14 protein-coding genes are annotated in these 19,477 nt (G+C 63.6%); 2 read left to right on the top strand and 12 right to left on the bottom strand.

What is annotated here, in order from left to right:
- Nucleotides 1-9 precede the first annotated feature (9 nt).
- Nucleotides 10-2,139, top strand: a complete 2,130-nt coding sequence (locus AC56LV_RS22480) for an ATP-binding protein (RefSeq protein WP_499560911.1) — start codon at nucleotides 10-12, stop codon at nucleotides 2,137-2,139.
- A 4-nt stretch (nucleotides 2,140-2,143) separates the two neighbouring features.
- Here AC56LV_RS22480 and AC56LV_RS22475 read toward each other — a convergent pair whose 3' ends face one another.
- The 12 genes from AC56LV_RS22475 to AC56LV_RS22420 all read right to left on the bottom strand — a co-directional run bounded on the left by AC56LV_RS22475 (nucleotide 2,144) and on the right by AC56LV_RS22420 (nucleotide 17,633).
- Nucleotides 2,144-3,091: an electron transfer flavoprotein subunit alpha/FixB family protein gene (locus tag AC56LV_RS22475; protein ID WP_499560909.1), complete on the bottom strand. Its 948-nt coding sequence runs from the start codon at nucleotides 3,089-3,091 to the stop codon at nucleotides 2,144-2,146.
- Nucleotides 3,092-3,109: 18 nt separating this feature from the next.
- Nucleotides 3,110-3,859 carry an electron transfer flavoprotein subunit beta/FixA family protein gene (locus tag AC56LV_RS22470; RefSeq protein WP_499560907.1) on the bottom strand — a complete coding sequence of 250 codons (750 nt, stop codon included), beginning with the start codon at nucleotides 3,857-3,859 and terminating at the stop codon, nucleotides 3,110-3,112.
- Nucleotides 3,860-3,870: 11 nt separating this feature from the next.
- Nucleotides 3,871-7,446, bottom strand: a complete 3,576-nt coding sequence (locus tag AC56LV_RS22465) for an indolepyruvate ferredoxin oxidoreductase family protein (protein WP_499560905.1) — start codon at nucleotides 7,444-7,446, stop codon at nucleotides 3,871-3,873.
- Between the two features lie 127 nt (nucleotides 7,447-7,573).
- A complete protein-coding gene (locus AC56LV_RS22460; RefSeq protein ID WP_499560903.1) occupies nucleotides 7,574-8,698 on the bottom strand; it encodes an acyl-CoA dehydrogenase family protein in 1,125 nt (374 codons plus the stop codon).
- Between the two features lie 29 nt (nucleotides 8,699-8,727).
- Nucleotides 8,728-9,528, bottom strand: a complete 801-nt coding sequence (locus AC56LV_RS22455) for a crotonase/enoyl-CoA hydratase family protein (protein WP_499560901.1) — start codon at nucleotides 9,526-9,528, stop codon at nucleotides 8,728-8,730.
- A complete protein-coding gene (locus AC56LV_RS22450; protein ID WP_499560899.1) occupies nucleotides 9,525-10,571 on the bottom strand; it encodes an acyl-CoA dehydrogenase family protein in 1,047 nt (348 codons plus the stop codon). The genes AC56LV_RS22455 and AC56LV_RS22450 overlap by 4 nt, the downstream gene beginning before the upstream one ends.
- 11 nt (nucleotides 10,572-10,582) lie before the next feature.
- Nucleotides 10,583-11,728: an acyl-CoA dehydrogenase family protein gene (locus AC56LV_RS22445; protein ID WP_499560897.1), complete on the bottom strand. Its 1,146-nt coding sequence runs from the start codon at nucleotides 11,726-11,728 to the stop codon at nucleotides 10,583-10,585.
- A 120-nt stretch (nucleotides 11,729-11,848) separates the two neighbouring features.
- Nucleotides 11,849-13,156 (bottom strand): amidohydrolase family protein, encoded by a 1,308-nt coding sequence (locus AC56LV_RS22440; protein ID WP_499560895.1) that lies wholly within the window; start codon nucleotides 13,154-13,156, stop codon nucleotides 11,849-11,851.
- Nucleotides 13,157-13,278: 122 nt separating this feature from the next.
- Nucleotides 13,279-14,565 carry a cytochrome P450 gene (locus tag AC56LV_RS22435; RefSeq protein WP_499560893.1) on the bottom strand — a complete coding sequence of 429 codons (1,287 nt, stop codon included), beginning with the start codon at nucleotides 14,563-14,565 and terminating at the stop codon, nucleotides 13,279-13,281.
- 114 nt (nucleotides 14,566-14,679) lie between these two features.
- The gene (locus AC56LV_RS22430; protein ID WP_499560891.1) at nucleotides 14,680-15,861 is read right to left on the bottom strand and encodes an MFS transporter; all 1,182 of its coding nucleotides are present in this window, start codon (nucleotides 15,859-15,861) and stop codon (nucleotides 14,680-14,682) included.
- Nucleotides 15,862-15,909: 48 nt separating this feature from the next.
- On the bottom strand, nucleotides 15,910-16,344 hold the full coding sequence (locus AC56LV_RS22425; RefSeq protein ID WP_499560889.1) for a carboxymuconolactone decarboxylase family protein: 435 nt from the start codon (nucleotides 16,342-16,344) through the stop codon (nucleotides 15,910-15,912).
- Nucleotides 16,345-16,721: 377 nt separating this feature from the next.
- A complete protein-coding gene (locus AC56LV_RS22420; protein WP_499560887.1) occupies nucleotides 16,722-17,633 on the bottom strand; it encodes a TetR/AcrR family transcriptional regulator in 912 nt (303 codons plus the stop codon).
- A gap of 193 nt (nucleotides 17,634-17,826) precedes the next feature.
- Between AC56LV_RS22420 and AC56LV_RS22415 the strand changes: the two genes are divergently transcribed.
- On the top strand, nucleotides 17,827-19,458 hold the full coding sequence (locus AC56LV_RS22415; RefSeq protein WP_499560885.1) for an ATP-dependent acyl-CoA ligase: 1,632 nt from the start codon (nucleotides 17,827-17,829) through the stop codon (nucleotides 19,456-19,458).
- Nucleotides 19,459-19,477 lie beyond the last annotated feature (19 nt).

Here is a 19,477-nt window from a genome sequence, read left to right as displayed (position 1 = left end):
CGCGTTGCCTTGTCATTCCATTCCTACTATTCGGACCATGACCGATGGTATGACGTTATTGTCTATCCCGCGCCCGCCGGCTTGTCTGTATATTTTCGGGATATCACAGCGCGGATGCAGGAAGAGGCGCGCCGCACCGCATTTTTTACCCTCACCGACATCTTCCGCGACCTGAGCGCGCCGGATGAGATTGTGTACAAGGCGGCGGAAATCCTGGGCAAGACGCTCGGTGTCAGCCGGGTCGGCTATGGAACCATCTATCTGGTTGCCGAAACGCTTCATGTTGCTCGGGACTGGATTGCGCCTGGTGTCGAGACACTGGCCGGCACGCTGAAGCTGAGGGATTATGGTTCCTTCATTGGTGACTTGAAGGCCGGTAAATTCATCTCGATCGATGATGTCGACAGGGACAGCCGCACCGCAGATTCGGCAGCGGCGTTAAGAGAACGCAGCACCGCATCATTCGTCAATGTGCCTGTGATCGAGAAAAACCTGCTGGTCGCGGTCATTTTCGTCAATTTCGCACAGGTCAAAAGCTGGTCGGACGAAGAACTTGCATTCATCAAGGACGTCGCCGAGCGAACCAGGATTGCCAGCGAACGCGCTTGGAACGCGGCAGAACTGGACAAGGTCGTCGCTGAATCCGAGCGCCGCCGCCGGCTCTATGAAACCTTCCTAGAAAATTCTCCGGACCTGGCATACGTTTTCGGACTGAACCATCGATTTATCTACGCCAACAAGGTATTGCTCACGATGTGGGGGCGTACTTGGGATGGGGCGATCGGCAGGACTTGCCTCGAGCTCGGTTACGAACCCTGGCATGCGGAAATGCATGATCGCGAGATCGATCAAGTCACCTCCACCAGGCAGCCAATTCGTGGAGAAGTGCCATTTCACGGCACAAACGGCCGACGTATCTATGAGTACATTTTCAAGCCGGTACTCGGCCTTGATGGCCAGGTGGAAGCCATCGCCGGGACGACGCGCGATGTTACGGAACGCAAACAAGCGGAGGATGGGCTGCTTGCAAACAAGCGCAAGGACGAGTTCCTGGCGATGCTGGCCCATGAGTTGAGAAATCCCTTGGCGCCCATCGCCGCAGCCGCAGAGGTTCTACAATCGCATGCCCTGGACGAAAAGCTGACCAAAAGAACTTCGCAGATCATCAGTCGCCAGGTCAAGCACATGACTGCTCTCGTCAACGACTTGCTGGACGTGTCGCGGGTGACGCAGGGGCTGGTCACGATCAGCAAGGACCCGTTCGATCTGAAATCGGTTGTGTATAGCGCAGTCGAGCAAGTCAGGCCATTTCTGGAAGCACAAAGTCACCACCTGCTATTTGACCTGGCGGCAGAGAAAGCGTGCGTCATGGGGGACCAGAAGCGTCTGGTGCAAATCATCACCAATCTGCTCAATAACGCAGCGAAATACACACCGAAAGGCGGCGAGATTCGTTTGAGGCTGGTGGTCGATGCAGACTTGCTGGCCCTGTCGGTCGAAGACAATGGCATCGGCATGCCATTGGAACTGAAACCACATGTCTTCGAGTTATTCACTCAGGCCGAGCGGACATCGGATCGCACCCAGGGAGGATTGGGGATCGGGCTCGCTCTGGTCAAAAATTTAATTGAGCTCCACGGCGGAACAGTCAGCTGCTTCAGCGCAGGAAAAGATAAAGGAAGGAGGTTCACCGTACAACTGCCGCGCCATCGTGTTGCGGCGGGTGCCGCACTGAACGAGCGTGCAGATATGCATGCAACGCCGCGCTCCAAACAACCCCTGCGTATCCTGGTGGTCGATGACAACGAAGACGCGGCACAGATGCTGGCCTTGTATCTCGAGACCATGGGCCACCAAGTCCTTATCGAACATTCTTCGCGCGGCGCGCTGGCCCGCGCCAGACTGGAAAAACCGGAGGTCTACATACTCGATATCGGTCTGCCTGACATGGACGGTAACGAATTGGCCCGTCGATTAAGGGCGGAGCAAGACATCGCCCATGCCTTCCTCATTGCAGTTACCGGATACGGGCAGGAGCACGACAGGCGCAAGGCCATGGCAGCGGGATTCGACCAGCATCTGGTGAAGCCGGTCGATGTTAGCAAACTAGCCAGTTTTCTGGACCAGCATCGACCATAAATGGCTATTGGCCGAGCCGCTCGGTCAGTTCCGGAACGAACTCGAACAAATCCCCCACCAGGCCATAGTCGGCCACCGAAAAGATCGGCGCTTCCGGATCCTTGTTGATGGCAACGATGGTCTTCGAGTCCTTCATGCCGGCCAGGTGCTGGATCGCGCCCGAGATACCGACGGCGATGTACAGCGATGGCGCGACGATCTTGCCGGTCTGGCCGACCTGCCAGTCGTTCGGCACGTAGCCGGCGTCGACCGCGGCGCGCGAGGCACCCATGGCGGCGCCCAGCTTGTCGGCCAGCGGTTCTAGCAGCTTGAAGTTGTCGCCCGAACCCATGCCGCGGCCACCGGAGACGATGATCTTGGCGGCGGTCAGTTCCGGACGGCTCGAGACGGCCAGTTCGCGGCCGATGAAAGCCGACTTGCCGAAGTCCGCTGCAGCGGCGATCTGCTCGACCGCAGCCGAACCGCCGCTGGCTGGCGCCGAATCAAAGCCGGTGCCGCGCACGGTGATGACCTTGATGGCGTCAGTCGACTGCACGGTGGCGATGGCGTTGCCGGCGTAGATCGGGCGCTCGAAGGTGTCGGGCGAGTCGACCTTGGTGATTTCGGAGATCTGGGCGACGTCCATGCGGGCGGCGACGCGCGGCAGGATGTTCTTGCCGAAGGCGGTGGCTGGCGCCAGGATGTGCGAGTAGTTGCCGGCGATCGACAGGATCTGCTCGGCCACGTTCTCGGCCAGGCCGTCGGCAAAGTATGGAGCGTCGGCGACCAGCACTTTCGAGACGCCGGCGATTTGCGCGGTGGCTTCAGCGGCTGCGCCGCAGCTGGAACCGGCGACCAGCACGTGGACCTCATTTCCAGATCCTGCGCCGCACTGGGCGGCCGCCGTCACGGTGTGGTGGGTGGAGCCCTTCAGGGAGCCATTATCGTGTTCAGCGATGACTAATGCGACCATGATGTTTTTCCTATATTTTTAGATGACTTTGGCCTCAAGGCGCAGCTTCTGTACCAGAGTCGCGACGTCAGGCACCATGATGCCGGCCGAGCGCTTGGCCGGCTCGACAACCTTCAGGGTCTTCAGGCGCGGGGTCACGTCGACGCCCAGCTCTTCCGGCTTGATGTTTTGCAGCGGCTTTTTCTTCGCCTTCATGATGTTCGGCAGCGTGACATAGCGCGGCTCGTTCAGGCGCAGGTCGGTCGTGATGATCGCAGGCAGCGTCAGGGCAACCGTCTCCAGGCCGCCATCGACTTCGCGGGTCACGGTGACTTTACCGTCTTCCAGTACCACTTTCGAGGCGAAGGTCGCCTGCGGCCAGCCCAGCAAGGCTGCCAGCATCTGGCCGGTCTGGTTCGAGTCGTCGTCGATCGCCTGCTTGCCGAGGATAATCAGCTGCGGCTGCTCCTTGTCGGCAAGCGCCTTCAGGATCTTGGCCACGCCCAGCGGCTCGATGTCGCCATTGGTTTCGACCAGGATGCCGCGGTCGGCGCCGATCGCCATGCCGGTGCGCAGGGTTTCCTGGCACTGCGGCACGCCGATCGAGACGGCGACCACTTCCGTGACCTTGCCGGCTTCTTTCAAACGGGTCGCTTCTTCGAGCGCGATTTCGTCGAACGGATTCATCGACATCTTGACGTTGGCGATATCCACGCCGCTGCCATCGGACTTGACGCGGACCTTGACGTTGTAGTCGACCACGCGCTTGACGGGTACCAGTACCTTCATGCTCCACTCCTTCAGGCTTGTTGTAATTTGGTTGCAGGCGCGCCGTAGAGTTCCATCAACAGCGCGCGGCTCTGCTGTGCCGCATCCATGGCTTTTTCCTTCACGTGGCCGTAGCCACGGATTTTCTCCGGCAAGCGCGCCAGCTCGAGCGCGGCGTCGATGTTTTCCAGCGTAAGGCTGGTGCAGAACAGTTCGACGAGCGCGAAGTAGTCCTCGACCAGCTGGCGCTCGCGGCGCCGCTCAGCGGTCCTGCCGAACGGGTCGAAGGGAGTGCCACGCAGCCCCTTGAAACGCGCCAGCACGCTGAACGCTCCCATCATCCATGGTCCGAAGCGGCGTTTAACAAGCTTTCCGTCCGCATCCCGCGCGGCCAGCAGGGGCGGCGCGAGGTGGAAGTTCAGCATGTAATCTTTTCCTGGTTCGCCTTCGAACTGCTTGCGCAGTTCCTCGATGAAGTCCGGCGAACTGTGCAGGCGTGCTACTTCGTATTCGTCCTTGTAGGCCATCAGCTTGGCGAGGTTGCGCGCTACCGATTCGGTGAGAGCCAGCCTGCCCTTCACGGCGAGCGCGCCCTCGGTCGCCCGCAACCGCTCTACCGCCAGCCGGTAGCGTCGCGCATATGCGCGGTCCTGATAGTCGCTCAGCAGGTCGACCCGCTCTTGGACCAGGCGATCGAGCGTGCGCGGCATTGCCATCACGACGCCTGCCTGGGCCGGTTGGTCTGAGTGGACTGCGTTGGCAGGCAGCATGCCAGGGTCGTGCGCTGCCAGGCAGCCGGCTTCGAAGGCCTGCTGGTTCTTCTCGACTGACACTGCGTTCAGCTCGATGGCGCGCAACAGGGCAGCGCGGCCTAGCGGCACCCAGCCCTTCTGCCAGGCGTAGCCGAGCAGCAGCGGATTGGCATAAATGCTGTCGCCGAACAGGCGCAGCGCCAGAGCGTTGGCGTCGATGAATTCGCAGGTGTCGCCAATGGCGGCGCGCAGGTCGCCCTCGGCCGCCGCGCCGGGGAAGGTCCAGTCGGGGTTGGACAGGAAGGCTGCCGACGGCACCGATGCGCAGTTGACGACCGCACGCGTGCGCCCACGGCGCACGCGCGACAGGGCATCGCCAGACGCCGAGACCATCGCATCGCAGCCGATCAATACGGCCGCTTCCCCGGTCGGTACCCGAGTCGCATGGATCTGGTCCGGGTGCGCGGCGATCTGCACATGGCTGAGCACCGCCCCGCCCTTTTGCGCCAGTCCGGTGATGTCGAGCACCTTGACGCCCTTGTTCTCCAGGTGCGCGGCCATGCCCAGCAGCGCCCCGATCGTTACTACGCCAGTCCCGCCGACGCCCGGCACCACGATGCCGCAGACGCCGTCGAGCAAGGGCAGCACAGGTTCAGGCGCCAGCTGAGCAGGAGTCAACTGCGCGGGCCCGCCAGCGGCGGCAAGCTTCGGCCGGCGTAGCTGGGCCCCCTCTGCAGTGACGAAACTCGGGCAGAAGCCGTTCACACAGGAGAAATCCTTGTTACAAGAGCTCTGGTTAATCTTGCGCTTGGTGCCGAGCGGCGTCTCCAAAGGCTCGACCGACAGGCAGTTCGACTTGACCGAGCAGTCACCGCAGCCTTCGCACACGGCCGGGTTGATGAAAGCGCGCCTGGCCGGATCCGGGTAGTCGCCACGCTTGCGGCGGCGGCGCTTTTCAGTAGCGCAGGTCTGGTCGTAAATGAGGACCGACACACCCGCCACTTCGCGCAGCTCAAGCTGGAGTGCATCGAACTGGTCGCGGTGATGCACCGTCACGCCCTCAGGCAAACCGGTACGATCCGCGTACTTTTCCGGCTCGTCGCTGACTACCAGCACCCTCGCGGCGCCCTCCCCCACTACCTGCTGCGCGATCTGCGGGACCGTCAGCGTGCCGTCCACCGGCTGGCCGCCGGTCATCGCCACGGCATCGTTATAAAGAATCTTGTAGGTCAGCGTTGCCTTGGCGGCGATGGCAGCGCGTATTGCCAGCAGCCCGGAATGGAAATAGGTGCCGTCACCGAGGTTGACGAAAACGTGCTTGTCGCGGGTGAAGTGCATCTGTCCCAGCCAGCTGACACCCTCTCCGCCCATTTGAGTCACGGTCTCGGTGCGCCGGTCCATCCAAAGCGCCATGTAGTGGCAGCCGATGCCGGCCAGCGCGCGCGAGCCTTCCGGCACCCGGGTCGAGGTGTTATGCGGGCAGCCCGAGCAGAACCAGGGCTTGCGCTCGGCCGTCGCGCGCGGACGGGCGGCTTCGCGCTCCTTGGCGTCGATGATTGCGATGCGTGCCTCCATGGCCGTACACAGGTCCTCGGGCAGTCCGGCCTGGCCGAGCCGTCGCGCCAGCGCGCGCGCGACCAGCGCCGGCGACAGCTCATAACGGGCCGGCAGCAGCCACTGCCCGCGCGGCTCCGCCCATTCGCCGCCGGCGCCATCGCGCTCGTCGAACTTGCCAAACACGCGCGGCCGTTGCGCATGTGGCCAGTTGTAGAGCTGTTCCTTGATTGCATATTCGAGCACCTGGCGTTTTTCCTCGACCACCAGGATTTCCTCCAGCCCCGCAGCGAACTCCTGCACGTCCTGCGCATGCAGCGGCCACACGCAGCCGACTTTCAGGATCCGGATGCCGATCCGCAGGCAGGCGTCATCGTCGAGGCCGAGGTCGGCCAGCGCCTGGCGCAGGTCAAGGTAGGCTTTGCCTGCGGCGACGATACCGAAGCGTGCCTGCGGCGCGTCCAGCACGATCTTGTTCAGCTTGTTGGCGCGGATGTAGTCGAGCGCCGCATACCACTTGTGGTCGACGAGGCGCGCTTCCTGGTCAAGCGGCGCGTCGGGCCAGCGGATGCCCAGCCCGCCCTCCGGCAGGGGCGCGTCGGGGATCACGATGCGCAGGTCGTCCGGATCCATCTCGATCGAGGCGGAAGACTCGACCACGTCGGTCACGCATTTCATCGAGACCCACAGGCCTGCGTAACGGCTCATGGCCCATCCATGCAGGCCGTAGTCGTGGAATTCCTGGACGTTCGACGGATACAGCACCGGAATGCCGCAGGCGATCAGGAGGTGCTCGGACTGGTGCGCGACGGTCGAGGACTTGGCGGCATGGTCGTCGCCGACCAGCATCAACACCCCTCCGTGCTTCGAGGTCCCGGCCGAGTTGGCGTGCTTGAGGACGTCCGCCGAGCGGTCGACACCTGGCCCCTTGCCGTACCACATGCCGAACACGCCGTCGCGCGTGGCGCTCTCGTACAGGTTGACCTGCTGCGTTCCCCACACGGCTGTGGCGGCCAGGTCTTCGTTCAGGCCCGGCTGGAATACGACATCATGGCTGTCGAGGTGCTTCTTCGCCTTCCACAACGCGAGGTCCAGCCCGCCGAGTGGCGAGCCGCGGTAGCCCGACACATAGCCGCCAGTGTGCAGGCCGGCGCGAAGGTCGCGCGTCTTCTGCAACATCGGCAGGCGCGCAAGCATCTGCACGCCGCTCAGGTAGATGCGGCCACGCTCCACGGTGTATTTATCGTCGAGTGTGACGGCGCGCAAGGCGGCGCCCGCTTCAAAGGTGAGCGGCGAATTCATGACAGGTCCCCTGGTGGTGGTGTTGATGAACAGCGTAGGCAAACAGGGTCTCCCGTCCCGGTGCGGGACACGGAGGGAGACAAATTCCGAAACGTGAAAGGCGCCGCGCTCGGCTGGGGGCGTGAACCTACAGCGAGCGCGCGATAATCTCTTTCATGATTTCCGAGGTGCCGCCGTAGATGCGCGCGACCCTGGCATCGACCCAGGCCCGGCTGATCTTGTATTCGTTCATGAAGCCATAGCCACCGTGCAGCTGGAGCAGCTCGTCAAGGATCTTGCCCTGCATTTCAGAACCCAGCAGCTTGCACATGGCGCCGACCTCGGCCGACAGTTCGCCACGCATGGCCTTAGCCAAACAGTCGTCGACGAATACCCTCAACATGGTCGCCTGCGCCTTGCACTCGGCCAGCTTGAACTTCGTGTTCTGGAAATCGAACACGGTCTTGCCGAAGACTTTGCGCTCGCGCACGTACTCCAGCGTGTCGTCCAGCAGCGCTTCGATGCAGGCCGCCGCGCGCAGGCCGATGATGGTGCGCTCCCATGCCAGCTGGTGCGTCAGGTAGGAAAACCCCTTATTCTCTTCACCCAGCCGGTTTTCAACGGGGACCCGTACTTCATCAAAGAACAGCTCCGACGTGTCCTGGCCCTTCAATCCGATTTTCTCCAGCAGCTTCCCTTTCGAGAAACCGGGACTGCCGGCCTCGACGCAGATCAGCGTGAGCTCCTTTGCAGTCGGATCGAGCTTGGTTGCGGTGACCATCAGGTCGGCATTGCCGCCGTTGGTGATGAAGGTCTTCTGGCCATTCACTACATACTCATCGCCCTCGCGCCGGGCGCTCGTGCGCATCGAGCGCAGGTCCGAGCCGACGCCTGGCTCGCTCATGGCAATCACGCCGATCGTCTCGCCGCTGACCATTTTCGGCAGCCATTTGCGTTTCTGCTCCTCGCTGCCGTAGGCAACGATATAGGGGGCGACAATTTCCGAATGCGTCGTGAAGCCGATCGCGGTCGCGTTCACGCGGGCGAGTTCCTCAATCATGACCGCCGAGTGGCCAAAGTCGCCGCCCGCTCCGCCGTATTCCTCGGGAACGGTCGAGCACAGCAAGCCGACCTCGCCGGCCTTGCGCCAGATCGACTTCGGCACGATGCCCGCGTGCTCCCACTCGGCCAGGTGCGGCACGATTTCGTTGTCGATGAACCGTCGTGCCATCTCGCGGAACATGTGATGGTCTTCCTGGAATACGCTGCGCATTGTTGTCTCTCCTGATGAAATGCCGGGCTCTAACGGCCCTGGTACTGCGGTTCGCGCTTGCCGAGGAAGGCCGACACCGCCTCGGCATGGTCCTCGGTATGGTGCGCCAGCGCCTGGAAGGCGGCCGACATCTCCAGCAGCGAATCGAGCCGCATGTGTTGGCCTTCGCGCAGCAGCCGCTTAGTCAGGCGCAGGCCATGCGACGGGTTAACCGCCATGCGCCGCGCGATCGCCAGCGCCGCATCCATGACTTCGCCAACCGGCACCACTTCCGTCACCAGTCCCCAGGCCAGCGCGGTCGGGGCGTCGATGGTGTCACCGGTCAGCGCCATGAGGCTTGCCTTCGGCATGCCCACGATGCGCGGCAGCAGCCAGGCGCCGCCGTCACCCGGCACGATGCCCAGCTTGACGAAGCTCTCCGCAAACTTCGCAGTGTCCGCCGACACCCGCACGTCGCACATGCATGCAAGGTCCAGCCCTGCGCCGATGGCCGGACCGTTCAGGGCGGCAATCACGGGCACCTCGAGGCTGTAGAGACATAGCGGAATACGCTGGATGCCGTTGCGGTAGCTTTCGCTGACTTCATAGGGCGAGCCGGCGAAAATACCGCCCCGCTCGGCCATGTCCTTGACATTACCCCCGGCGCAGAAGGCCGGCCCGTTCCCGGTCAGCACCACGACCTTGATGCCGCGGTCGGCACGGACCAGCGCGCACATGTCGACGAATTCCTGCATCTGCGACGGCAAGCTCAAGGCGTTGCGAGTCTCGGGATTGTCCATACGCACGGTGAGGATTGCGCCATCGCGTTCGATTGCGAGGAAAGGCTTCATGCCCGATGCTCCTGCAAAGTATCGAAGCGGCCCGCCGTGATCCCGGGCCAGAATCCGTGTGGGCCGGAGGCGCACACCGCCCTGCCGAGGCGCTGAGACCAGGCCGTGGCCGAGCCGAATTCGCTGCGCCAGGACCACAGGCGGCGCGTCGTCAGGTGCAGCGAATGCTCGTGCGTGAAGCCGATAGCGCCGTGCACCGCGTGGGCGATGCTGGCACCAACGCCGGCGGCTTCCGAAGCGCAGATCTTGGCCGCGATTGCCTGCAGGCGGACGATGCGCGTCTCAGCCGCTGCGAAAGCGGCTTCGGACGCCATGACAGCGGCGGCCGTTTGTTCGGCGAGTACCGCCACCTGGTGCTGGATCGCCTGAAAACTGCCGATCGGCTTGCCGAACTGGACTCGTTCGCCGGCATACTGGGTCGCCATCGCTAGGACCGCTTCCATGGCGCCAGCGATCTGCGCAGCGCGCACCATGGCGCCACCAAGGAGCAGAACATCGGTCGGCCAGCCTGCCAGCAGCGGCGCGTGAGCGACTGGCGCCACATCCTGGAACATGAGAGTAGTGCGTGGTTCGGCTGCGATGTTGGCGCTGTGCTCGCGGCGCGCCGCTTCGGTCGGCAGCAAGACCACCGACGGCTCGTCGCCGCCCGTCACTGCGACCACGAAGGGCACCATGCCGCCCCAGGGGACCTCGATCGCCTCGCCACTGACCGTTCCGCCTTGCAGGCGCAAGCTGCCGGAACCCGCCACGCTGACCGCCCCCGACGTTGGCGCCAGGCCCGCGGCGCCAAGCAGCCAGTTGGCCAGGATAGCCTCAGGCAGTGGCAATGGCAGGTTGAAGCGGCCGGCAAGCCGGATCACGCCGCAAACGTCCGCCCACGACGCACCGGCCCCGCCAAGTGCCTCGGGTGCGAGCGCCAGCGGAAAACCGGACTCCTCGACTTGCTCCCACATGGCATGCGGCCAGGTGCCACCTTCGCACGCCAGCACCGCGGCGGGGCTGGCCAGGTCGGCGAACAGGCGCTCGACCGTTGAATCGAACATTTGTCTCATGATTAACGCATTCCCAAACCGCGCGCGATGATGCCGCGGAGTATTTCGCGAGTGCCACCGCGCAGTGAAAATGAAGGGGCCTCCTGGGTCAGGTAGGCCAGCACCCGCGCGTGCTCAGTGCCTCCACGCGAGCTTGGTACAGCATCGAGCAGCGACTGGGCCAGTTCCGGCAGTTCCTGCTCGAACATGGTGCCGAGGTCCTTGACCACCGACGCCTCCCAGGCCGGGTTCTGCCCCGCCGCCAGTTGCGCAGTGACTGCGAGCGACATCTGGCGCAGCGTGATGAGGCGTGCTGTCAGGCGTCCGATCTCGCGCGCCTGGTGAGCGTCGGGCTCGTTGCCGATCGCCTGGATCAGCGTATGCAGCAACGCGATCGAGCTCAGGAAGCGTTCCGGTCCGCTGCGTTCGAATGCCAGTTCGGCGGTCACCTGCGCCCAGCCCTGCCCTTCGATGCCGATCAGGGCATCGGCATCGAGCGTCAAGTCATCGAAAAACACTTCGTTGAAATGCGTGGCCCCCGTCAGGTCCTTGATCGGCCGGATCGTGATCCCCGGCAGCGACAGGTCGATGATGAATTGGGATAGTCCTTCGTTGCGCTTGCTGTCGGTACCGGTGCGTACCAGCGCAATCATGTAGTGCGAGCGGTGGGCATTCGTCGTCCACACCTTCTGCCCGTTGACGACCCACTTGTCGCCGGTGCGGCGCGCGCTCGTCTTGATGGAAGCAAGGTCCGAGCCGGAATTCGGCTCGCTCATGCCGATGCAGAAAAATTGCTCGCCGCGGCAGATCGCGGGCAGGTGAAAGTCCTTCTGCGCGTCCGTCCCGTAATGCAGGATTTGCGGGCCGCTCTGGCGATCGGCGAACCAGTGCGCCGACACCGGCGCGCCGGCAGCGAGCAGCTCCTCGATCACCACATAGCGGGCGAACGGGCTGGCGTCGGCCCCGCCATAGCGTTTCGGCAGCGCCATCCCGACCCAGCCGCGCGCGCCGAGCCGCCGGCTGAACTGCGCGTCGAATCCCATCCAGGATTCGGCACGCCGGGTTGGCGGGTAATCTGCCAGCGCATCGGCCAGGAAGGCGCGCACTTCGGCACGAATGGCCTCTGCCTCGGGCGGGATGGGACTGAATGTGAACTGATCAAGGGACATTGGAACATGGGGCCATGGGGCCATGGGCGGTCATGCGTTGGAATCGATTCCTGGCCGGCATTAGGCGGCCAGGTCCCGGGAAGGGTCGACCCTCCCGTCACTAGGTCATTAGTACCAGGCTCAGAGCGCGGTCTGGGCGTCGGCAGCGGCGAACATCTTGTTGATGTCGCCCGACGTGACCGGACGACTCGCGTCGCGCTCCGGCGCGGCGCCGCCCAGGCCGAGGGCCGGCTCGATGCTCACGTGTGTGGCCTGCGCCTTCAGCGCGCCGACGGTGCAGTTCTCGCGCCCTAGGATCGGGAACGGATCGTAGGAGAACTCGTGCATCGCATTTAGGTGCGTGATCTTGCTGATGACCTCGTCCGATAGATGCTGGGCCTGGCTCCAGAATACGTTTGCCGAATTCGGCCAGGTGCAGTCGGAGTGCGGGTAATCGCATTCCCAGGTGACCTTGTCGACATTAATCGAGTCGAGGTTCTTCAGGCCGAACGCATCCTCGATGAAGCAGGTGATGATGTGTTCATTGAAGATGTCGCTCGGCTTCTTGTCGCCGAAGTTCGAATTAGTCCACTCGTGGTGGTGGCTGTGCGTGAAGTCGGCGCGCTCGAGCAGGTAGGGAATCCAGCCGATGCCGCCTTCGGACAATGCCATGCGCAGCTTCGGGAACTTTTTCCACATCGGCGCCCAGATCCAGTCGGCGGCCGAGTTGGAGATCGAGATCGGCATCGAGGTGATCCAGGCATCGATCGGCGACTCGTCGGACGCATGGGCCGCCTTGACGCCGGTGCCGATGTGGCAGCAGATGACGACGTTGTTATCGGCGCAGGCCTTCCACAACGGGTCCCAGTGTGCGTTATGGATCGACGGGTAACCGTGCACGGTCGGGTTGTCGGAAAGGGTGAGTGCATGCACGCCCTGGTCAGCAAGGCGCTTGACCTCGGCGGCTGCGGCCTGCATGTCCCACCAGGGAACCATCATGAGCGGGATGAAGCGGCCCGGCGCGGCGTTGCACCAGTCGTGCAGGTGCCAGTCGTTGTAGGCCTGGATGGCGGCCAGGCTCACCTCGCGGTCGTTCATCACCTGGAAGCGCTGGCCGGCGAAGCCCGGGAAAGTCGGGAAGCACAGCGACCCGAGCACGCCGTTGGCGTTCATGTCGTCGACGCGTGCCTTGACATCCCAGGTGCCCCGGCGCATCTGCTCGTACGAGAGCGGCTCCATGCCGTATTCGTCCTTCGGACGGCCGACCACAGAATTGAGCCCCATGTAACCGGTAGCGCGGTCTTCGAACACCCAGACGTCGCGGCCCTTGATAGACTCGACTTTCGGCTGGCGGCCCTTGAATTTGGCCGGCATGTGGCGGTCGAATGCGTTGCGCGGCTCGATCACGTGGTCGTCCACGCTAACCAGGATCAGGTCTTCATATTTCATCGTTGTCTCCGAGAATGTGATTCGTACAAGCAGCGAATGGTTTTGTTCTGGGTTCAATTCTAGAACAGAAATCGAAATTTACTAAACACTTTTTCGTTTTCTGTTCATAAGAACGCGAAATTTCAGTCCCACAGCACGTGCACGTGCTTCGGCCCGCGCAACTGGGCGCCGGTGATGAGCGGTGCGGGCATGCTCGGGTCGAGGCGCAGATTCGGCATCAGGTCGAAGATGGCGTTGACCGCTACCTGCAGTTCGGTCTTGGCAATGAACTGGCCGATGCACATATGCGGGCCGAAACCGAAACCGAACGAGGGCTTCGGCTTGCGGTCGATGTCAAACTCTTCGCTATTCTCGAACGCTTCCTCGTCGCGGTTCGCGGAACTGACGATGCACTGGACCATGGCCCCTTTCGGGATCGCCATGCCGGCAAGCTCGAGGTCCTGCGCGGCCTGGCGCACCTTGAAGGTGGCAACCGGCTCGAAGCGGATCGCCTCGTCGATCGCCTTCGGCACCAGGCTGCGGTCCTGTCGAACCCGCTCGAGCAGCGCCGGGCGCTCGAGCAGCAGCGTCATCAGGGTGCCGAAAGTGCGTGTGGTAGTTTCCGCTGCCGCCGGCAGCAGCGAGCGCACGAAGGTCGTCACTTCGTGGTCGTCGAACTTCCGGCCGTCGCTCTCGGCGCGGATCAGGCGGCTGATCAGGTCGTCGCCCTGGGCACCGTTCCTGCGCACCTCGATCACTGCTTCGTGGGTCGCGTCGTACAGCGACTTGGCCGCCTCCATGGCAGCCTTGCGGGCCAGCGCAGCCTTCTCCGCGTCGACCTGGGGACCGGCTAGGATCGCCAGCGCCCAGGCCGCGTACTGCTGGATCTTTTCCGGCTCGCTTCCCGGGAAACCGATCAGTGCGTAAATCAGCCGGATCGGAAAATAGAGGCCGAATTCCATCAGGTCAGCCTTCTTCTTCGGCACCAGCGCCGCCAGAAACTCGTTGCGCAGGATCGGATCCATCTTCGAGTCGCGCCAGCTGTTGACGACTTCCGGCATGAAGATGGGCTGCAGCAGCGCCCGCGCTTTCTTGTGCGCGTCGCCATCCATGCCGGTCAGGATAAGTCCATCGAAGAAGGAGCCCAAGCCTTCGGCAATGAAGCCGCTGGTGTAATTGGTGGCGTCGCGCAGCACCGCCATGGTTTCCTTGTACTTGAACACGGTAAAGGTCGGCCTGTTCGCGTCGAGACCTGCGATACTCGGCACGCCGAGCTTGCCCATGAAGTTCTCCGCGATGATTGGCGAATTTTTCCGCATGTCGCGGTAGATCGCGTGCAGCTCGACATTCTCGCCTCGGTAATTATCGGCCACGCCCGAATAGGCGCTCTCGAGACTTACTTCCTTCCTGTTGTTCGTGCTGTCAATCATGCTGTCATCCTCCGGTTATGTGGCCTGGCGACGCGCGGGCCTTTAGTTGAACACTTTTGCAGATAGTGCTCTATTTCCCGGGGATTGCCAAGCAATACGCGTACGGCCGCCGGATCATCGGTCCGTGTGAGGGCGCAGGCGCCCTGCCTGCAGGCTGCCGGCGCCGAGCGCGGCGGACATCAGCCAGAACAGCGCGGTGGCGCCGGCAGCCGTGCCGAGCGCACCGAACAACAGCGGCATCGCCGCCATCGAGGCGTGGATCGCCATCGAGCGCAGCGCCAGCGCTTCGCCGTGCCGTTCTGGCGGCGTGACGTCGTGCAGGCTTGCCATGATCGCGGGCTGCACCATGCCGAGCGCGATGCCGAGGCCGGCCGCGCAAGCCGCCAGGGCCCAGGCGCTGCGCAGCAGCGGATAGGCCGCGAATACCGCACAGGCGAGCAGCATCGCTCCCACCAGCAGCGTGCGGCGTGCCAGTCGAGCTGCAAGCAGCGGCATCAGCAGGCGCACCGACATCGAGGCCACGGCATAGGCGGCGAGGACGCCGCCCAGCGCAGAGGCGGAGAGGCCGCGCTCGACGCCGAGCAGGGGCAGCGCGAAGCCATGCACGTCCCAGCTAACCGACACCAGCCAGCTGACGAACAACAGGCGCCGAAATGGCGCCAGCCGCAGCAGCCCCCAGGCCGACGCGGGCCGCGCAGTGGGCGTTGACGCCGGGCGCGGCGCCTCGACTGGTACCGCCTGCGCCGCAAGCAGGGTCGCGGCGGGCAGAAGCGCCAGCGCAAGGAATGCCCACGAGAAACCGGCATGGTCGATCAGCACGCCCGCCAGCATCGGACCGAACAGTCCGGCGACGGCCGGCGCGAGCGCGATCGCACTGAATACCCGCAGGCGCTCGCTGTCGCTGGAAGCGAGTCGACCGGCGCTGCGCCCGATCGCGATCATGCCGAAGCCGGAACCGGCGCCGCTGAGCGCGGCTGCGGCGCACAGCGTAAACATGTTCTGCGTCACGGCCGCGAGCAAGGTCCCGGCAAGTGCGCAACCGGCGGCGAGGCGCACCGGCAGGTGGTAACCACGCCGGTCGGCCAAGCGCCCGGCCGGCAAGGCCAGCAAAGCCGGAAACACGGCGAACATGGCCATCACAAGGCCAACCGACCAGGCTGAGCGGCCAGTCGCCAGCACCCCCAGGGGCGCGGCAAGCCGCACACCCTGGGCGCAGGCGTGCAGGCCGACCTGGCACGCGACCATCGCCACCAGCGCGGCGTGCATCGACCGTGCCGGCGCTGCATTGCTATGCACGCGCCTGCTCGACACTGGTGCAGTGGTTCCGGGCGGTTGGACTGCCCACTACCGATCCGCCTCATAGGCCTGCTGCACATACGTCATGCGCCCACCTGCGAGCATCAGTGCGCAGAACATATTCAGCTCGACGATTTCGGGTACGGTGAAGTGGCGCTTGAGCGTGTCGAACAGGGAGTCATCGATGGCCATGTAGTCGGCGGCGAAGAGTGTCGCGTAGTGCAGCGCCGCCTGCTCTGCAGGGCTGAAGCGGGGGTCGTCGTGCGCCAGGCAGGCGATGTCGTCCTCACTCACCGCGTCGTCTTTGCGGGCGAGCTGGCAAGCATTGCACCTGGTGATGGAAGCGATCTTCAGGCGAACCAGCTCCTTGAGGCGACCCGGGAGCACGCCGCGCAGATGCATCGCCTCGAGCGTGGCCAGCCAGCCCTCCGCCACTTCCGGACGGTGGGCCCATACCTGGACCGGTACGGTCGAGCTGAGCATTCTTGATGCCTGCCCCCGCTCAACCGCGTCGGAGAGCGATGGAGGGAGGTCCGCAAGGGGAACAGCCGGCAGCCGCGTCACGCGCGCCACCCGCCCTGACGTTCTTCATTGCCCGTCATCCATATCTCCTTCGCCGCGCCGTTTTGCAAGCTCCGAAACGAAAACAATTTATCAAACAATAGCTTCGCTTATGTTCAATATAATGTCATTCCCGAAAAATGTCGACCTTGTCTGTTCTTGGTCTGAACGCGCGGGGACGGACGAGATACTGAGGCGCGTCGGGAGTCAGGTCCGGTTTTGCTTTCAATTCGCCGAACTTAAGCACGGGGCCGGGGAGCGGCCGAGGAACAGTTTTATCTGAGGTAAAGCATTGCCGCTCAGCGGCGCGCGACGCGGCCCGACAGCAGCATGATCACGAAACGCTCCATGCGCCGCATCAGGTTGCGCCGGTCGGCGCCGGTCGGGACCAGCACGTCGCTCAGGATGAAGCGCACGATCAGCTCGCCAATCAGTTCGCGGTCGAGCACGATGCCACGGCGCTCCTCCCAGGAATCGAACACCGGCGTCAGCACCTCCTGGAAGCGGTGCACCGAGTCGTGGAAGATGCGCTGGAACCAGCGTGTGGCGTAATCCGGCGCCACCAGCAACAGCCGCCGCGCGCGGCTACGCTCCAGGTAATCGTCGATGAAGCGCAGCACCGCCTGGAAGCGCTCGTCGGGATCGGGATAGGCAGCCGTCGCTTCGATCAGGCGCGTATGGAACTGGTCGCGCTTGTGACGCGAGAATGCGTCGAGCAGGTCGTCCTGCGAAGAGAAGTAACGGTAGAAGGTGCCGCGCGAAATACCGCTCTCGTGGCACACATCCAGGATCGAGATGCGCTCGGCTCCTGACTGCAGGATGATCTCTTCCGTCGTCGCAAGGATCTTGGCGATCGTGTCGCCCGAGCGCTTGTTCAGTTTGGCCGGCGTTGCGCTGGCGCGCGGGGTAGCGAGCGCTTTTAATTTCGGCTTCGGCTTTGCAACAGGCGCAGGTGCAGGTGCAGCAGCCGCTTTCGCGCGCGTGACTGCCTGCTTTGCAGCCACGACCGGCGCTGCCTTGCCGGTAGTGGCCGCCTTGGCTTCCTTCGTCGTGTCGGACGTCTTGGTAACCTGGACCGCGGGCTTCGCCACCCGCACTGCAATGACCTTGGCAGGGGTGCGCGCAACCGGCGCGGCGGAAGCGTCGGTTGCGCGGGGACGCGTGGCTTTCGGCGTAATCGCCGGCTTCTTTGGTTTGACGGCAGCCGTCATCGATTTACTCCGGTATGCGGTTTTTTTCTCAAGTCGGAATTGTAGCGTAAGCATCCCGACGACAGTCGTTCACTTTAGCGCAAGTCATCGAGATACTTTGACACTTTTTCCGATTATGTTTATATTCGACGAACAATTAAACGCATGGGATCCTGCCGGGCCATTCGCCGGGATCCTCAAAACAGGAGGCAAAATGGTTGGAATGGGCAATCCCGAGACCTGGTCGCTGGGACAGCAGGACACTGTCATTGCGGCGCTTGACCGGGCCGTTGCGGCCCATCCCGAGCGTGTGCTCTTCGATTTCGGTGGCGAGCTGACCACCTATGGCGAATTTGATCAACTGTCGACCCGCCTCGCGCATTCGCTGGCGGCGCTCGGGCTGAAGGCGGGCGAAACGATCCTGACCATGCTCGACAATAATATCGACGCCGTCACCGGCTGGATCGCCGCCAACAAGCTATGCGCGGTCAGTGTTCCAGTGAACACCGCGCTGCGCGGAGAGTTCCTGCGCCACCAAATCGCCGATGCGCGCGCCGGCATCGTCATCTGCGAGGCCGATTATGTCGAGCGCATTGCCCAGGTGGCCGAAGGCCTGCCTGAGGTCACCCTGATCCTGTACCGCGGAGCGCTGGCGAGCCGCCCGGCCTGCCCCGTGCGGATCGCCCCGCTCGAGGAATACCGCGGCGGGTGCCCGGAGCCCATCGCTACAAAACCCTCGCCGTCGGACCTGGCCTGCATCGTCTACACTTCGGGCACCACCGGCCCGTCCAAGGGTTGCATGCTCAGTTATAACTACATGTGCAACCTGGCGCGCCTGCAGCTGCGCGCCGGACCGGCGACCGACAAGGACGTGACGATCACACCACTGCCCTTGTTCCACATGAATGCGATGTGCGTGGGCGTGCTGTCGAACATCATGGTCGGTGCGCGCGTGGCCATCGTCCCGCGCTTTTCGGTATCGAATTTCTGGCCCGAGGTGGAGCGCAGCGGCGCGACCATCGCCTCGATCCTCGGCGGCATGGGCGGCCTGCTGTCTCAGGCGCCCGACAGCGAGGCGATGCAGCGCTGCGTCGGCCAGATCCATACCGTCCGCGGCAATCCCTTTACCGAGGAAACGAAGCAAATCTGGCGCGAGCGTTTCGGCGCCCGCCAGGTCGGCGGCAACGGCTATGGCCTGACCGAAGCGAGCGTCATCACCTCGCTCGCCGTCGGAGAGTATGCGGCGCCCGGCTCGTCCGGCAAGCGCATCCCGGATTTCGATGTGCGCATCGTGGACGACCTGGACCGCGAACTGCCGGCCAACACGCCGGGCGAAATCGTCGTGCGCCCGCTGCGGCCCGACATCATGTTCATGGGCTACTGGGGGCGCCCGGCCGACACCATGAAAGTGATGCGCAACATGTGGTTCCACAGCGGCGACATCGGCAGGTTCGACGAAGAGGGCTTCTTCTACTTCGTCGACCGCAAGAAGGACTATCTGCGCCGTCGCGGCGAGAACATCTCCAGTTTCGAAATGGAGTCGGCATTCGCCATTCACCCCGATATCGAGGAAGTGGCGGTGCATGCGGTCCCGTCCGAGCGGGGCGAGGACGACGTCAAGGTCACCGCGATCCTCAAGCCGGGCTGCACCCTGCAACCGGAAGCCCTGTTCCACTGGGCGGTCGATGCGGTGCCGTACTACGCCCTGCCCCGCTACATCGAGTTTCGCGATGCGATGCCGAAAAATCCCCAGGGCCGCGTCCTCAAGTACCAGCTGCGCGAGGAAGGCTGCACCGCCACTACCTGGGATCTGGAGCGCACCGACATCAAAGTCAGCAAGCGTTGATCGCGCAGCCCTTTTCTGT

It is taken from the genome of Telluria sp. RB2R28, from assembly GCF_059685835.1.
The sequence above is the reverse complement of the archived record's forward strand: the minus strand, read 5'-3'. Positions and strand labels throughout refer to the sequence as shown.

What these genes read in the sequence shown, in the direction of transcription:
- AC56LV_RS22475 (WP_499560909.1), bottom strand. Translation starts at nt 3,091, where the DNA reads ATGGTCGCATTAGTCATCGCTGAACACGATAATGGCTCCCTGAAGGGC.
- AC56LV_RS22470 (WP_499560907.1), bottom strand. Translation starts at nt 3,859, where the DNA reads ATGAAGGTACTGGTACCCGTCAAGCGCGTGGTCGACTACAACGTCAAG.
- AC56LV_RS22465 (WP_499560905.1), bottom strand. Translation starts at nt 7,446, where the DNA reads ATGAATTCGCCGCTCACCTTTGAAGCGGGCGCCGCCTTGCGCGCCGTC.
- AC56LV_RS22460 (WP_499560903.1), bottom strand. Translation starts at nt 8,698, where the DNA reads ATGCGCAGCGTATTCCAGGAAGACCATCACATGTTCCGCGAGATGGCA.
- AC56LV_RS22455 (WP_499560901.1), bottom strand. Translation starts at nt 9,528, where the DNA reads ATGAAGCCTTTCCTCGCAATCGAACGCGATGGCGCAATCCTCACCGTG.
- AC56LV_RS22450 (WP_499560899.1), bottom strand. Translation starts at nt 10,571, where the DNA reads ATGTTCGATTCAACGGTCGAGCGCCTGTTCGCCGACCTGGCCAGCCCC.
- AC56LV_RS22445 (WP_499560897.1), bottom strand. Translation starts at nt 11,728, where the DNA reads ATGTCCCTTGATCAGTTCACATTCAGTCCCATCCCGCCCGAGGCAGAG.
- AC56LV_RS22440 (WP_499560895.1), bottom strand. Translation starts at nt 13,156, where the DNA reads ATGAAATATGAAGACCTGATCCTGGTTAGCGTGGACGACCACGTGATC.
- AC56LV_RS22435 (WP_499560893.1), bottom strand. Translation starts at nt 14,565, where the DNA reads ATGATTGACAGCACGAACAACAGGAAGGAAGTAAGTCTCGAGAGCGCC.
- AC56LV_RS22425 (WP_499560889.1), bottom strand. Translation starts at nt 16,344, where the DNA reads ATGCTCAGCTCGACCGTACCGGTCCAGGTATGGGCCCACCGTCCGGAA.
- AC56LV_RS22420 (WP_499560887.1), bottom strand. Translation starts at nt 17,633, where the DNA reads ATGACGGCTGCCGTCAAACCAAAGAAGCCGGCGATTACGCCGAAAGCC.
- AC56LV_RS22415 (WP_499560885.1), top strand. Translation starts at nt 17,827, where the DNA reads ATGGTTGGAATGGGCAATCCCGAGACCTGGTCGCTGGGACAGCAGGAC.